Origin of the sequence: Collimonas antrihumi, from assembly GCF_018304965.1 — a bacterium.
Classification (GTDB): domain Bacteria; phylum Pseudomonadota; class Gammaproteobacteria; order Burkholderiales; family Burkholderiaceae_D; genus Collimonas; species Collimonas antrihumi.
Genome location: NZ_JAGQED010000003.1, coordinates 1 through 15133 on the forward strand (window position 1 = coordinate 1; position 15133 = coordinate 15133).

The 15133-nt window shown below is 56.9% G+C and carries 18 protein-coding genes; 15 read left to right on the forward strand and 3 right to left on the reverse strand.

What is annotated here, in order from left to right; translation table 11 throughout:
- Positions 1-145 precede the first annotated feature (145 nt).
- From KHU29_RS03945 to KHU29_RS03970, 6 genes are all read left to right on the forward strand, one after another.
- Positions 146-829, forward strand: coding sequence for an N-acetylmannosamine-6-phosphate 2-epimerase (locus tag KHU29_RS03945; protein WP_211451398.1), 684 nt, complete (start codon positions 146-148; stop codon positions 827-829).
- Between the two features lie 5 nt (positions 830-834).
- A complete protein-coding gene (locus KHU29_RS03950; protein WP_211451399.1) occupies positions 835-1749 on the forward strand; it encodes an ROK family protein in 915 nt (304 codons plus the stop codon).
- Positions 1750-1796: 47 nt separating this feature from the next.
- The gene (locus KHU29_RS03955) at positions 1797-2930 is read left to right on the forward strand and encodes a sialate O-acetylesterase family protein (protein WP_211451400.1); all 1134 of its coding nucleotides are present in this window, start codon (positions 1797-1799) and stop codon (positions 2928-2930) included.
- Between the two features lie 12 nt (positions 2931-2942).
- Positions 2943-4055: an N-acetylglucosamine-6-phosphate deacetylase gene (gene nagA / locus KHU29_RS03960; RefSeq protein WP_211451401.1), complete on the forward strand. Its 1113-nt coding sequence runs from the start codon at positions 2943-2945 to the stop codon at positions 4053-4055.
- A complete protein-coding gene (locus tag KHU29_RS03965) occupies positions 4036-5058 on the forward strand; it encodes an SIS domain-containing protein (protein ID WP_246541486.1) in 1023 nt (340 codons plus the stop codon). The genes nagA and KHU29_RS03965 overlap by 20 nt, the downstream gene beginning before the upstream one ends.
- A 142-nt stretch (positions 5059-5200) precedes the next feature.
- Positions 5201-5440, forward strand: a complete 240-nt coding sequence (locus KHU29_RS03970) for a CzcE family metal-binding protein (RefSeq protein WP_343216027.1) — start codon at positions 5201-5203, stop codon at positions 5438-5440.
- 24 nt (positions 5441-5464) lie between these two features.
- Here the strand turns inward: KHU29_RS03970 and KHU29_RS03975 are convergent, their stop codons facing one another.
- Positions 5465-6346 (reverse strand): LysR family transcriptional regulator, encoded by an 882-nt coding sequence (locus KHU29_RS03975; protein ID WP_211451403.1) that lies wholly within the window; start codon positions 6344-6346, stop codon positions 5465-5467.
- A gap of 118 nt (positions 6347-6464) precedes the next feature.
- Here KHU29_RS03975 and KHU29_RS03980 point away from each other — a divergent pair, with 118 nt between their 5' ends.
- The 6 genes from KHU29_RS03980 to KHU29_RS04005 all read left to right on the forward strand — a co-directional run bounded on the left by KHU29_RS03980 (position 6465) and on the right by KHU29_RS04005 (position 11555).
- Positions 6465-7319 carry a transporter substrate-binding domain-containing protein gene (locus KHU29_RS03980; RefSeq protein ID WP_211451404.1) on the forward strand — a complete coding sequence of 285 codons (855 nt, stop codon included), beginning with the start codon at positions 6465-6467 and terminating at the stop codon, positions 7317-7319.
- Positions 7320-7333: 14 nt separating this feature from the next.
- On the forward strand, positions 7334-8014 hold the full coding sequence (locus KHU29_RS03985) for an amino acid ABC transporter permease (protein ID WP_211451618.1): 681 nt from the start codon (positions 7334-7336) through the stop codon (positions 8012-8014).
- Entirely contained in the window at positions 8004-8666 is a 663-nt protein-coding gene (locus tag KHU29_RS03990) for an amino acid ABC transporter permease (protein WP_211451405.1), read from the forward strand. Before KHU29_RS03985 ends, KHU29_RS03990 begins: the two co-directional genes overlap by 11 nt.
- Positions 8667-8732: 66 nt before the next feature.
- Positions 8733-9692: an agmatinase gene (locus KHU29_RS03995; protein ID WP_211451406.1), complete on the forward strand. Its 960-nt coding sequence runs from the start codon at positions 8733-8735 to the stop codon at positions 9690-9692.
- Between the two features lie 55 nt (positions 9693-9747).
- Positions 9748-10482: an amino acid ABC transporter ATP-binding protein gene (locus KHU29_RS04000; protein WP_211451407.1), complete on the forward strand. Its 735-nt coding sequence runs from the start codon at positions 9748-9750 to the stop codon at positions 10480-10482.
- Between the two features lie 23 nt (positions 10483-10505).
- A complete protein-coding gene (locus KHU29_RS04005) occupies positions 10506-11555 on the forward strand; it encodes a type II asparaginase (protein WP_211451408.1) in 1050 nt (349 codons plus the stop codon).
- A gap of 32 nt (positions 11556-11587) precedes the next feature.
- On the opposite strand, the gene KHU29_RS04010 is transcribed toward KHU29_RS04005, so the two are convergent.
- Positions 11588-12280, reverse strand: a complete 693-nt coding sequence (locus KHU29_RS04010) for a helix-turn-helix transcriptional regulator (protein ID WP_211451409.1) — start codon at positions 12278-12280, stop codon at positions 11588-11590.
- A gap of 112 nt (positions 12281-12392) precedes the next feature.
- On the opposite strand from KHU29_RS04010, the gene KHU29_RS04015 reads away from it, so the two are divergent.
- Genes KHU29_RS04015 through KHU29_RS04025 form a run of 3 tightly spaced genes read left to right on the forward strand, consistent with a single transcriptional unit; the run spans position 12393 to position 13700 of the window.
- Complete coding sequence (locus tag KHU29_RS04015; RefSeq protein ID WP_211451410.1) at positions 12393-12941, forward strand: DUF4142 domain-containing protein; 549 nt, start codon at positions 12393-12395, stop codon at positions 12939-12941.
- A 3-nt stretch (positions 12942-12944) separates the two neighbouring features.
- Positions 12945-13310 (forward strand): cupredoxin domain-containing protein, encoded by a 366-nt coding sequence (locus tag KHU29_RS04020; protein ID WP_246541488.1) that lies wholly within the window; start codon positions 12945-12947, stop codon positions 13308-13310.
- Between the two features lie 45 nt (positions 13311-13355).
- Positions 13356-13700 carry a DUF488 domain-containing protein gene (locus KHU29_RS04025; RefSeq protein ID WP_211451411.1) on the forward strand — a complete coding sequence of 115 codons (345 nt, stop codon included), beginning with the start codon at positions 13356-13358 and terminating at the stop codon, positions 13698-13700.
- Between the two features lie 26 nt (positions 13701-13726).
- Here KHU29_RS04025 and gntR read toward each other — a convergent pair whose 3' ends face one another.
- Positions 13727-14776, reverse strand: coding sequence for an HTH-type transcriptional regulator GntR (gene gntR / locus KHU29_RS04030; protein ID WP_211451412.1), 1050 nt, complete (start codon positions 14774-14776; stop codon positions 13727-13729).
- Positions 14777-15133 lie beyond the last annotated feature (357 nt).

The following is a 15133-nucleotide window of genomic DNA, read 5'->3' on the forward strand; positions in this document are numbered from 1 at the left end:
GTCTTCGCGTATTTGTCAAATCCAGCAATGGCAAGTGTCGTTTGTTTCATGGGCTTCATCCAAATTTGTTTCGAATACCTCGTCTAACGCTTCAATGCGGTCGGGCGTTTACTTAATCAGAGATTCCTTAAGTATTTATCTTCATATGAATATCGAACAACTCAGAAATAAGCTCGTCGTGTCTTGCCAGCCGGTGCCGGACAGCCCGATGGACAGGCAAGACATCATCGTCGCGATGGCCTGCGCGGCTGCCGCCGCCGGAGCCGGTGGCCTGCGCATCGAAGGGGCTGACAATGTGCGTGCCGTGGTCGCTGCCGTCAATGTACCGGTCATCGGCATTGTGAAGCGCGATCTGGCCGATAGCCCGGTACGTATTACTCCCTATCTGCAAGACGTTGAGGATTTGATTGATGCCGGTGCGGCGATCATCGCTTTCGACGGTACGGACCGGATTCGTCCTGCAAGCGTGGAGAGCCTGCTGCAGCGAGTACACAAGGCCGGACGTTTGGCCATGGCTGATTGCTCGACTGAAGCAGATGGCCTGGCGGCGTTGGCGCTGGGCTGCGATTTGATCGGAACCACACTGTCCGGTTATACCGATGAGACCTCTGATCAGCCCGAAGATGCACCTGACCTGGCGCTTGTGCGCAGCTTGTCAGACGCTGGCGCAAGAGTGGTCGCGGAAGGCCGGATTCGCACGGCCGCGGAGGCAGCCGATGCGCTGCGTCATGGCGCATTTTCGGTGACGGTCGGATCGGCGATTACCCGTATCGAACACATTACCCAATGGTTCATTGAATCGATGAACCAGGCCGTGGTCCGGGATTAATCGGCATGCTGCTCGCAATCGATATCGGCGGAACGAAAATCGCCGCTGCATGGGTAGAGAACGGCCAGGTCATCGAACGTCGTCAACAACCGATGGCGACCGATCCGGTCGGTTTCATGGAAGTCATCGGCCAGTTGGTGCTGGGATGGCCGGCGCCAGAGCAGGTGGCGGTGGCGGCAACCGGTTATATCAACGATGGCAAAGTGCATTCGGTGAATCAGGAAATCATTGCTTTTTGGGATGGCTTTCCGCTGGCTGACCGTCTTACTGAACGCTTTGCTTGTCCGTTGATCTTGATGAACGACGGTCAGGCTGCCGCCTGGGGCGAATATCAGGCCCGCCAGACCACCGTATCGCAGAATTCTCCCGATAATTTATTGTTCATCACGCTCTCTACCGGTGTCGGTGGTGGCTTGGTGCTGGATCGGCAATTGCGTATCGGCCCGCATGGACTGGCTGGGCACGTTGGTCACACAACCGTATCATGCCAGCCGACCGATGACGATTTGCGCTGCGGTTGCGGCCGCCAGTCCTGCCTGGAAAAAATTGCATCCGGCACGGCACTCGGGCGGCAGGCCAGCGCCATGTTTGGCCGGACGATGAGTAGCGCCGAGCTGTTCAGCCTGGCTTTGACCGATCCCAGGGCGGAAGCGATCATCGACAATGCGGCAAAGGCTGTGGCCGAAGCAATCAGCAATTTGCATATGACGCTGGATTTGTCGGAGATCGTGATCGGCGGCAGCGTCGGCCTGGCCGACGGCATGCTGCATCGGATTCGCCTTGCGCTGGCGAATGCGCCGAACCTGATGCAGGTACCGGTTAGCGCCGCCATGCTGGGACCGGATGCGGGCCTGATCGGCATCATGCAGTTGGCAACGAATGTTGAAAATTCGGTTGAAAATTCGGTTGAAAATTCGTAAAGATTCGCGATGCCGCTGATAGCGGGTTTTTGTTTGAGGAAAATGTTGTGACGCAAGCATGGTCAGGAAAGCCAAGGGAAATCGCTCGCTGGTATGTGCTGGTGATTGCAGGACAGTCGAATGCGCAAGGTTTTGGCGAAGCATTGCCGCCGGAAGCAGATCTGCAGTTATCGCCCAGAATCAAGCAGCTTGGGCGCTACCGTGGCGTGCGTCCCGACGGCGTATATGAGGATCGCTGGAACAAATTGCTGGATGCGGGCCATGTACTGGATCATGTGCAGGATTTGCGCTTCGCCAATTTGCATGGCAATCAAGATTTGAGGCGTTCCGGTACCGTGGGACCAGGTACTTACATCGCACAGCGCTTGTTGCGCTATCTGCCTGACGACGCCGGCATCTTGCTGCTGCCGCAGGCTCACGGCGGCGCCGGCATGACCGTCGGCGAGCCGAGGCGCTACCGCGATCCGGCCTTGTGCGATTTGAGAACACAGCCTGGCGCTAGTGTCGGCCGGGCTGTGTACAACTATCCGAACCTGCCTGACACCAAGCGAGATGGCGCAATGGCTTGGGCCGGGGCGTCTGCGCCGCTGTATCTGGATATGCGTCAGCGTATTCGTTTTGCCCTGGAATCCAACCCTGCCAATCGCTTGCTGGGCATGGTCTGGATTCAAGGCGAAAGCGATGCGAATAGCGGTGGTCTGCATGCCGATTGGCACCAGGCCAGTTTTACCGAGATGGTAGATCGCCTCGGAACCAGCCTGGCTGATTTGAAGGCGCAATTCGTCAGTGGCGACTGGCAGCGGCTACCGTGGATCAACGTGCTGGCCACCCATTGGTGGGACGAATGGAATCCCGATCATCGCAAAGTGATGGATGGCTACCGCGCGCTGGCGCGACAACGGCCTGAACAGATGCATTTTCTTGATTTACGGTTTCAAAAAAATGGCGAACCGGAGGAGACAAATCTAATGCATTATCGCGATCCGCATGACATCGATTATTCATGTCATTCAATACCCGAATTGACCGATGGCCGCACCACCGCGCCCGACGCGATTCATATTCACTGGTCCAGCGGCGCTTACCGCGGAACCGTGTCGCAACGCATTGCCGAGGCTTTGCTGACACCGATGCTGGTGGAAACGTCGGAACCGGTTCGAGAAACCACAGACCTATTCTGACAAGAGAAAAAGATGAGCATGCAACTTAACGGAAACATCCTGACCCCGAATGGCTGGGTGCACGGGGAACTGACTTTCGACGAGCGTATCAAGCATATCAGCGGCGTGCCGGTGCATCCTGATGCCAATGCCGGAGATTTCATCCTGCCCGGATTCATAGATTTGCATGTTCACGGCGGCGGCGGCGTTGACATTATGGAGGCCAATGGTGCGGGCGCGAAAGTGGCGCGCATGCACGCATTGCATGGAACCACCTCGTTCCTGGCAACTACCATGACAGCACCCGGCGATGAGATTGCGCGTGCGCTGGACGATCTGGCGCCGATGCACCAGCAGCGTACAGCGGGTGGCGCGCGGATGCTAGGCGTCCATCTGGAGGGGCCGTATATCAATCCCGGAAAGCTCGGCGCCCAACCGAATTTTGCACGGAGCGGAGTAGCGGAAGAAGTGCATCGTTACAACCAGATCGTGCCGGTGAAGATAGTGACGATTGCTCCGGAGCTGACGGGTCATTCCGAGTTGATCGAAATCTTGGTAAAGGACGGTATCAGAGTGCAGTTAGGGCATACGCTGGGCAGTTATGAAAAAGGCGTAGAGGCACTGGAACGCGGCGCCAGTAGTTTTGCGCATTTGTTCAATGCGATGACAGGGTTGCATCATCGTGAACCAGGCATGGTCGGGGCTGCGTTAGGGCATGCCGATTTTGCCGAGATTATTCCTGACCTGCTGCATGTCCATCCGGGTGCAATCCGCACCGCATTGCGTTGTATTCCGCACTTGTATTGCGTCACCGATTCGACCGCTGCTGCCGGTATGCCAGATGGCAAATACATGTTGGGCGGCCAGACAATCACCAAATGCCTGGGCGGCGTCCGGCTGGCGGACGGGACGCTGGCCGGCAGCACGCTGACCATGGATCAGGCATTGCGCAATCTGGTCAACATCGGCCTGGCAGTCGATGACGCTTCGAATCGCCTTTCCGCCAATCCGGCGCGCTTCCTCGGCATTACCAACCGCGGCCGGCTGGCGCCGGACTGTTGGGCCGACCTGGTGGTAATGGATAAAAATCTGAATCTTAAATCGGTCTACATAGAAGGAGAATCAATTGACATCACTCATGCTTGATGAGGCACGCGCGGCGGCGCAGGCAGTCGCCGCCCAGTTCATGGAAAACGAATCCGGTTTTGCTCGCCTTGGCGCCAGGTTGCGGGCACAGCCGCCACGCTCGGTCGTGACCATCGCGCGCGGCAGCTCCGATCATGCCTCGGCGTATTTCGCCTACCTGGTGATGGCGCGGCTGGGAAAACTGGTGACTTCTCTGCCAATGTCATTGATCACTCTTTACCGCTCACCGATCGAGGCCACAGATGTGCTGGCTGTCGCCGTGTCGCAATCAGGGCAGAGCCCGGACTTGCTTGGTCCGATTCGTTATCTGCGTGACGGCGGCGCCACCACCGTCGCCATGGTCAATGATTCTGCTTCGCCATTGGCAGCAGCCAGCGAGTGGGTATTGCCGCTTGCCGCCGGGCCGGAAAAGAGTGTAGCGGCCACAAAGAGTTTCATCACCAGCCTGACTGCCGGTGCGGCACTGGTGGCGCATTGGGCCGACGACGCAGGCATGCTGACGGCCCTTGCGCGGTTGCCGGAGCAACTTGCGCGTGCCGCCACGGAAGACTGGAGCGCAGCGCTTGAAATACTGAAGGGAGCCGATCGGATCATGGTCCTGGGGCGCGGATGGAGTCATCCGGTAGCGATGGAAGCGGCGTTGAAATTCAAGGAAACCTGCGCGATCCAGGCAGAAGCGTTTTCCAGCGCAGAGGTGAAGCATGGCCCGATGGCATTGATCGACGACGGTTATCCGATTCTGATATTTGCCACCCGTGGTCCGGCGCAAGAAAGCCTGATTGCGACCGCCAGGGAAATGCGCATGCGCGGCGCGCACGTGCTGTTGGCTGCGCCGGACGATGTGGCCGAACGCGACTTGACATTGATCGTCGCCGATGAACCTGAGCTGGATCCGATCCTGGCCATTCAAAGCTTCTACCCGATGGTAGAAGCGCTGGCTCGCTTGCGAGGTTACGACCCCGATACCCCGCGTCACCTGTCCAAGGTAACCAAAACAAATTGAAGTAAAACGACTGTCGGTACTGCAGACGTGCGCAGGGCGATTGAATCATCGCCCCGAAAGATGGTGCTGCAACTTTACGCAGTCTTAGTCATGCAAAAAAAAAGAGCGTCCAATTAAAATCGGACGCTCTTTTTTATTCAAAATATTTGCGGTCACTTTTAATCCTGATACCAGATATGTCAGCGTGACAGGCGGCGAAACAATCAGGTTCGCGGTGGGCGACAAAACATTCGGATGGGCATTCGATGGTCCGATACGGAGTTTTGATCTGGCGCGCATTGCACCGGCAGGCGTGTTGAATCGTAGTGTGATGGCCTACATGGGTATCAATCCGGATGGTCTTGGCGGTAGCGATTCTGGCGGTGCCGCGCACGGTAAATAAGAAAATTTTCTTTGGCCACCTGGCTCATTGCCCAGGATGGCAGTCATGGAGTTCGTCCAGGATATCGAGGAACAACTCCAGGCGACGGGTCAGCGGGCGCGATGCTTCGGTGATGGCGCAGATCGTGTTGTGAAACACGGGACCATCGGCAAGCGCTTCCAATACATAGCGCTGTCCAACCATGTTTGCGTAATGCTCCGGCAGCAGGCCGGCGTAGTTGCCGGTCGCGACTAAAAGCCCGATCGCTTCCAGGCCACCGGCATCCGGGCCGCGCTCATAACCGTGTACGGCCAGCGTTTGTTCGACGAAGGGATGGGGGCGGTAGACCACCGGCAGTAAGCTCTTCCTATGCGTAGCGTTCACCAAGGTATAGACGCGATGAATTTCGACGAACAGGGCACGGTAGTTGAACAGCGGGTCGCTTTTGTACATCCCTCGGATTGCGACCTCAAGCCGACGCTCGCGCAGAGCCTGGCTGAGGTTTGCAAAAGTCATCGCGACGACTTCCGGCTGGACGTCAGGCGCACGCCGTTTGAGCTCTGCCAGCGCTTCCGGAATACGGCAGTCCGGGTGCGTCAGCAGTTGCTCGGACATGCCGATCGACAGGGTGCCGGACAGTACCCCTCGCACCGAATCGATTTCCGGCCGTATCCGCCCCAGCGACTTAAGCGCAACTGACGCCAGATCCAACGCGACGACGCCGGCTGCGCTCAGTTTAAAGCCCGCCGGCCCACGCTCGCAAAGCCGGACCCCCAAGCGCTCCTCAACCATCCGGATATGGCGGCTGATCGACGCTTTCGACATGTTAAGTCGTTGCTCGGCAGCAGCAAATCCGCCCGCTTCGGCAACTGTGCAGAAGATGCGCAGCGAGCGCAGGTCACGTTCATCGAAGTCGAGTTGGCTCATAATTTAAAAGGTATCGTTTTTTGAGACCATACCACTAAAAGAATCATTTTTCATCTCCTTTGCCGTCTACTAGAATTAATTCACAGATTCGAAAAGAACAGATAACCCTGGAGACGACATGAATATCAAACTGAATCGACGCAGCATCATCAAGGCCGCCATAGTCACAGCTTTAGCCGTATGCATGCCCACGCTGGCGCTGGCTGAAGGCGGCACCCTGGCGGATATTAAAGCCCGCGGCCAACTGACGGTTGGCACCGAGGCGGCATATGAGCCCTACGAATTCGTGGAGAACGGCGTCGTCGTCGGCTACGGCCACGATATCCTTGAGCACATGGCACGCAAGCTGGGCGTAAAGCTGGTGCAGTTGAACCTGCCATTCCAGGGCCTGCTGCCGGGGCTGATGTCGCACAAATTCGACTTTGTCGCTACCAGCGTAGGCATCACGGAAGAGCGCGCCAAGCGTTTCGCGTTCAGCAGTCCGGTCGGCATCGTGCATTCGCTGTTCGTTGTCAATTCAACCAATAAAACGATTGCCAGGCCCGACGATGCGGTTGGTAAGACAGTAGGTACGCAGATGGGCTCGCTGGCGCAACCGATGATTCAGGAGTTTGAGCGTCAGCTGAAAGCGAAGTCCGGCAAGGGCTTTGCCGAACTCAAGCTGTTCCAGGCCTATCCCGACGTCAGCGTGGCGTTGAGCAATGGGACGTTGGACATCGGTGTGATTCCGTCGAATGTGTTGTCGGTGCAGATGCGACACCAGCCGGGAGCATTCAAGACCATCGGCGAGGTCGGTGAGCCTAAACTGTTAGCGTGGGTCGCCAATCCGCAGGATCCTGCGATCCGTGCCTTCATCAACCAGACGCTGGAGGAAATGCGCGCCAGCGGCAAGTTGGCCGAGCTTCAGAAGAAATGGTTCGGCGAACCGCTGAGTCTGCCGACTTCGGGGTATCTCCCCAAAGGCGCACTCTAAGCGAGCCAATCATGATGAGCGAGTGGATCAATTGGTACGGCGCTCTCAAGCCGTTCTTCGATGGCGTGGTGCAGGGCGCCGGTGTGACCCTTTACACCAGTAGCTGCGCGTTCGTGATCGGAATCGTACTGGGGGTGCTGCTGATGATCGTACGGGTGGTCGGCGGGACCATCGCGCGCACCGTGGTTATCGTCTACGTCAGCGCGATGCGCGGTACGCCATTGCTGATCCAGCTGTTGATTGCCTATTACGTCATACCGGCTTTGCTAGGCATAAACATCTCTCCGATTGGCGCCGGCATCCTGGCGCTGGCGCTCAACACTACTGCCTATGTGAGCGAGATCATGCGCGGCGCACTATCAACCATCCCGCGTGGCCAGGCCGCATCTGCCCGTGCGCTCGGTATGCGGCCCTGGCAAGTCTGGTGTCATGTCCTGTTGCCGCAGCTAATCCACCGGGCCATACCGCCGCTCACTAACGAATACACGGTATTGCTCAAGGCTTCGTCGCTGCTGTCAATCATTGCGGTCACCGAGTTGGCGACTGTGGCGCGTAATGCCTCGTTGCAGAGCGATCTGCCGCTGCAAGTGTTTGCCGCTACCGCGCTGGTCTATTTTGTCATGCTGTGGTGCGTCTCGTCTGTTTCACGACGCATCGAACGTCACTTTTCCAGGCTGCTTCCCAATGTTCATTGATTTCAACGTCGTCGAACACGCGACGCCAGCCTTGCTGCAAGGTTTGAGGGTTACCGCGACCGTTAGCGCCATCGGTATTCCGCTGGGTATCGCAGCGGGTACGACGGCCGCTTACATGGCCGATTCACGGCACAAGCTATTGCGTGCGGCGGCGCTTGGCTATGTTGAACTGGTGCGCAACATCCCGTTCCTGATCCTGGTGTACCTGTCGTTCTTCGGCTTGCCCAAACTGGGCCTGCAGTCATCGGCGTTTTCCATCGCGATCGGCGCCACGGTATTTTATACGGGGGGCTACTTCTGTGAAATCCTGCGCGCCGCGTTCCGTAGCGTACCGAAGGGGCAGGTGCGTGCGGCGCTGTCGCTGGGGATGTCCGGCTGGCACATCCAGCGTCATGTGGTGGTGCCGCAGATTTTCGGTTTCCTGATTCCGCCGACCGTCAGCCTGACGATCATGATGTTCAAGGATACGGCAGTGTTCTCCGTCATGAGCCTGCCGGAATTGACCTACCAGAGCAATCTGATGACCGCCGACACCTTCGCCTATCTTGAGGTGCTTGGCATGACCGCACTTATCTATTGGGGAGTCAGCGTGGTATTGGATGCCTTCGGGCACGCCATGGAAAGGCGCGTGCGCCGCTGGAACCACCGCTGATCGCTTTTTTTTTGCAACTTGATTATCGCAACTTGATAATCGCAACTTGAACAACTGGAGAATTTGATGGAAAAACTGACTGTCGCCCCACGCACCGGGCATGCAACGCTACTCTATTCCGAACTGGTGACCGACCTGGAAAACCTGCAGGCGGATATCGCCGTGCTCGGCATGCCGTTCGGCTCGGCCTATGGCGCCAGGTCTTTCACTAATGACCAGACCAACGCGCCGCAAGCGATTCGCGACGTCACCGACCGTATCGTGCGCGCACCTGACCATTATGATTTCGATATCGACGGTCCGTTGCTTCAAGGGCGCAAAGACATTCGATTTGTCGATTGCGGCGACGTCATCCCGGATCTGGCGAAACCGGGAGATCACTATCGGCGCGTCGAACTGGCGGTGCGCCAGATTCTGAAGGGCGGCGGGTTGCCGATCGTGCTCGGCGGTGATCACGGTATTACCACGCCTGTGTTGCGTGCGTTCAGTGAGACCGGGCCGATCACATTAGTGCATGTCGACGCCCATCTTGACTGGCGCGACGATGTTAATGGCGTCACAGAAGGTTTGTCCAGCCCGATCCGCCGCGCGTCGGAAATGAAGCATGTGGTCCGCATCGTGCAGATCGGCTTGCGGGCGCAGGGCAGTGCGCGGCCCGAAGATCTCGAGGTGGCCCGCCGCTACGGCGCCGACATCATCACTGCCTACGAATTGCACGACGTTGGCATGGATGCGGTGCTGGCGCGGATTCCCGATGGCGGCAACTACTATTTGTCGATCGACGCCGATGGCATGGATCCAACGATCATGCCGGCAGTCGACGGTCCGGCGCCGGGCGGCATGAGTTTCGTGCAGGCTCGCAAGCTGATCCACGGTTTGGTGAAAAAGGGGCGCGTGGTCGGGATGGACATCGTTGAAATCCAGCCATCCAAGGACAATGCCAGCAAACTGACCTGCGTTACCGCGGGGCGGCTGATCGTCAATCTGATCGGTTCGACGATCAAGGCCGGCTACTTCGACAAATGATATCGACGCCGTCTCAGGCCAGTTCACTATCTTCATCTTTTGATCCGGACGCACAATGATCGAAATTAAAAATGTCTCTAAGTGGTACGGCAATTTTCAGGTATTAACCGACTGCACAACCACTATCAAGAAGGGCGAGGTGGTGGTGGTTTGCGGCCCGTCCGGTTCAGGAAAGAGCACACTGATCAAGACTGTGAATGCGCTGGAGCCTTTCCAGAAGGGCGACATCCACATCGGCGGCGTCAGCGTCGCCACCCGCAAGACCAATCTGCCCAGGCTGCGCTCGAGCGTCGGCATGGTGTTTCAGCACTTTGAGTTGTTCCCGCATCTGTCGGTCACCGAGAATCTCACGTTGGCACAGGTGAATGTACTCAATCGCAGCAAGGACGATGCCAGAACCCGCGGCTTGAAGATGCTGGACCGGGTTGGCCTTATGGCGCACAAGGACAAATTCCCCGGACAGCTTTCGGGCGGGCAGCAGCAGCGCGTGGCGATCGCGCGTGCGTTGAGCATGGACCCGATCGTGATGTTATTCGACGAACCGACTTCGGCACTCGACCCGGAAATGGTCGGCGAGGTGCTTGACGTCATGGTACAACTCGCCAATGAAGGCATGACCATGATGTGTGTGACGCACGAGATGGGATTCGCCAGGAAAGTCAGTAATCGGATAATCTTCATGGATCATGGGAAAATTGTCGAGGACTGCGGGAAGGATGAGTTTTTCGGCAACCCCGGTATCCGTTCACCTCGGGCAGGGGAGTTCCTGTCGAGGATTCTGCAGCATTGATTCGTAACCGGAGGTCTGATCCGATGAATACATTTCCTCCCGGCGAATCCGGCGCATTAGACAACGACAAAAAATTATCGCCGCATCGCAGGCTGCCCCGGATCGTACTGATGGGTATGGGCGGCACGATTGCTTCGTCGGCGGACAGCGCGACGCAATTGCACGATTACAAGGTGACCGCCACGATCGATGCCGTGTTGGCCGCCGTACCTCAGGTGCTGGGGCTGGCCGACATCCGTTGCGAGCAGATTTGCAATGTCGATAGCCACGAGATCGACAATGCCATGCTGATGGTCCTTGCAAGGCGCGCCGAGGCCGTGTTGCTAGATTCTGAGGTTGACGGTTTGGTGATTACGCATGGAACCGACACGCTCGAAGAGACGGCATATTTTCTCAACCTGACGCTCAAGACTGCCAAGCCCGTCGTGCTGGTTGGTGCAATGCGGCCGGCCACGGCGCTGAGCGCGGATGGTCCGCTCAACCTGTATAACGCGTTTCGGCTGGCAATCTGTCCTGAGGCAAGCGGCAAAGGTGTGCTGGTGATGCTCAACGATCGGATCGGTGCTGCGCGTTACATCAGCAAAACCTGCACCACCATGACCGATGCCTTCCGTTCGTCCGAACAAGGCAACCTCGGTGACGTCGCCGGTGGTGTAGTGCATTTCTTCAACACGCCGACGCGGTTGCATACGCTGGCCACGGAATTCTCCCTGGCTGAGATCGGCGAGTTGCCTCAAGTCGACATTCTCTACGACTATCAGGGGGCCGGAACGCATCTCTATCAGGCGGCGATCGACGCCGGCGCGAAGGGTATCGTGCTTGCCGCGACCGGCAATGGCAGCTTGTCGCCGGCAGCCCGTTCGGGCGCAGAACTAGCCAGGCGGAAAGGTGTCATGTTTGTGCGATCAAGCCGGGTAGGGCAGGGCATCGTCACATCATCTGCCGATGATGAGTTGCTCGGCTTGGTCGCTGCAGATTCGCTCAACCCGCAGAAGGCGCGCATGCTGCTGATGCTGGCGTTGGGCCGGACGCGCGATTTTCGCGTCGTGCAACGATATTTCGATCGTTATTAAGTTACCAAGGAAGGGCGCTGCCCTTGAGACGGTTATTTAGCGGGGGGCGCCGAAATTGACGAAATTGACTCCGGCTCGTCCGTATCGAACCTGAAACGGCAAACATTCGCGCCTTTCACCATGCATGCCTCATGCACGACTTTGCTGTCGGTAAATGTAGAGAGCAGGGCAAGATCAAAGCGGCACACCTGCGGGTGTTTTTCTGCCAAGTCATGGAACACGCAATTGTCGGCTTCGATAACCGGAATGCCCTTTATGTTGGCCGGCGCATTGCGGTTGACCCTGTAGCCAAGCTCTTCCATGAGCGCAGCAAGCTTCTCCACCTGGCCTGACACTGACAGGTTTTCTCCTGCCGCTTCGTTGGCGCGCAATTGTTTCGCGACTTTTTCACCCAAGGCGGCCAGCCGTTCGCCGGCGCCTTCTTCGCCGGCTTCCTGTTCAAGCATGCCAATCAGCAATTGCGCAAACCAGGAGTATTGGCGGGGGAAGGAATTGTTTCCCTTTTCCGTCAATATATAAAGTTGTTCCGGGCGTCCTCCGGATGGCCGGGTAATGCTTTTCGTCACAAGCGTGTTGGCTTCCAGCGAGGCCAGGTGTTGCCTGACCGCTGTACGGGTTATGCCGAGCGCCTTGGAGAAATTATCAACCGTCAGGCCGGTTTTGTTTTTGATCAGCAGCTCAAGGAACTCCCTGTGCCGCACTCCTATCATGTCAGTCATTTCCATCTTTCAACTTGCATCTGGCTTCATTATGACAGGTCTACTTAAAACATAAAAGGCTTTACAAAGTGTTTTAATGTGATTATTCTGAATTTTTAACCAGATGATGAGGCTCCAAATGAACACAGTACTGAATCCGGTAGTAAGCCGGACAATAAGCGCCTTGATCACAGGCGTGTTGGCCTTGGGAACTACGGTAGCAATGGCGCAGTCGGCAGCGCCGAGCGATGCGCAGATTGCCGGAATCGTGGTCGCGGCCAATACAGTGGATATCAATGCCGGCAGGGTGGCCAAGTCGAAATCGCATAACAAGGAAGTAAAAGAATTTGCGCAGCGCATGATTACCGACCATTCCGGCGTCAACAAGCAGGCCACTGCTTTAGTTACCAAGCTGCATGTCACGCCAGAGGAGAGCGCAACAAGCACGAGCCTCAAAGAGGGTGGCGTGGAGAACCTGAAAACCCTTCACTCGCTTAAGGGCAAGGCATTCGACAAGGCCTATGTCGACCACGAGGTTACCTATCATCAAGCGGTGCTGGATGCGATTGACAAGACTCTCCTGCCCAGCGCCCAGAACGCCGAGTTGAAAGACCTGATCACGAAAGTCCGGCCTGCAATCGATGCCCATTTGCAGCACGCCAAAGAAATTCAAGCATCAATGAAATAGAGCATGAACATGTCTGCCTTTTCAAACTGCGCCGGTTGGCGAGGTCAACGGATTGCTTCAGCTCTGCTGCTTTGCGTATGCGCCGGCGCGGCGTTGGGGGCAGATGCTGGTGTTCAGCCAGCAAGTCATGTCATCATCATCGAGGGGATGAAATATTCCCCTGAGGTAATCGAGGTCAATGCGGGCGACACTATTGTATGGAGCAACAAAGATGCCTTTCCGCATACGGTTACCGCGGAAAACCACCGTTTCGACTCGAAGGAAATCGGTTCCGGCCGCTCGTGGAAATTCAAGGCAACGGTGAGAGGCGTATTTCCTTATATCTGTACCTTCCATCCGACCATGAAGGGGCGGCTGGTGGTGAAATGAAAGCCGAATATTTTCTGACGTCCTCGAAAACAGGAAGCCCCGGCAATGCCGATTCATCTCAAACGTGCCTATGATCCACCCGCGCCCGATGATGGAATGCGCATCCTCGTCGATCGCCTCTGGCCGCGCGGATTATCGAAGCTTGCAGCACGCATCGACCTGTGGGAAAAAGACATTGCTCCCAGCACGACGCTGCGGCAATGGTTCGATCACGATCCGGTGCGATGGGTCGAATTTCAACGGCGTTACACCGATGAAATGCGCAAGAATCCGGCCGTCGCGGCGTTCTCAGAGAAGATCGGTGCGAGCAAGGTTACGCTACTTTACGGTGCGAAGAGCAAGGATTGCAATCATGCGATTGTCATCCAGAATTTCCTTGAGAAGCTGTAACGTTATGCGTTATGGATTATTATGGATTACGTACTTTCACGCACAGCCAGCTGGAACCCGAGATCGAGGCGGCCTTTTTCTATGGTTTCGCCTTTTAGCTGACGTATCAGCAGCTCAGCCGCCTTGTAGCCGATATCATAGCGTGGCGTGATGATGGTGGTGATCGACGGTGTCGCGCAGGCGGCCCAGGACAAGTCGTTGAAGCCGGCGATTGCCATCTGCTGCGGCACCTTGATGCCGCGCCGCTGGCATTCGAACAGCGCGCCCAGCGCCAGATCGTCGTTACAGCAAAAGACGGCGTCGCAATCCGGGTTCGATTCCAGGATCCGGCTCAGTAGCTGCGCCCCCATGTCGACCGTGGTCGGGGTCGACAGCAGCGCTTCCACATTCGGATCCAGTCCTGCTTCCTCCAAGCCTTTGCGGAATCCCTCGCGGCGCTTCATCATGCGTGGATCGAGCTGCGCCGCCAGGAACGCCGGACGGCGATAACCACGCTCGATCAAATGCCGGGCCACCGCATAGCCGGCCTTGGTCTGCGAAAAGCCGACAGTCATTTCGCTGTTGCTCTTGCCGAGGTCGAACATGCGCACTGCGGGGATATTGCAGGTGGCCAGTTGTTGCCGCAGGATTTCGTGCTGGCCCACGCTGGATAGCAGGAAGCCATCCGGGGCGTGTGCCATGTAGGTGGAGATCAACTGCGCTTCCTTGAGTTTCGAATACCCCGTCTCGCCGATCAGGAACTGATAGCCGGCTTGCGACAGGTAATCGCGGATACCGCTCAAGGTTTCGATGAATACAGCATTGGTCAGCGAAGGCACCAGCACGCCGATCACTTGTGAGCGCGCCGAGGCCAGCGTGCTGGCAGCCTGGCTGGGAACATAGCCGAGTTTCTTGATCGCAGCGGCGATCCGGTCGCGCGCTCCTTGCTGCACCAGGTGCGGCGTTTTCAGCGCGCGCGAAACAGTCATCGCGCTGACTTTGGCTTGCTGTGCGACGTCGATTATGGTGGCGCGGCCTGTGGTGCGGCTGCCTTTGGCTGGTTTGATTGCGGGTTTTGCGACTACGGGCTTGCTCATGGTTGGCTGAATAGTTCAAGTTTGCCATCATCATACTCTCACCCGGTTGCCGACAGCCGATTGGCAGCATTTGTCTGCACGAATCGGCCTGAGATCGGCCTGGGATCGGCCAGAGAATCCACCTGATATTCATAAAAATGATTTGACATATAAATTTTGGTAGCGTTATCATCGCCCCTCGATGTTAACGCTAACATTTGCCCGTTGATTTATTTACCGATCCTCGCGCTGCATCATATTTTTTTAAAATATTTTTTAAAACACTACGCAAGATAGTGAACACGTTGGCTGTGGTGGTCGGTCTTGTAGCCGCTTTGTACATGCTGATCATGCCCCGCGTGCCTATCAACTTCGGAG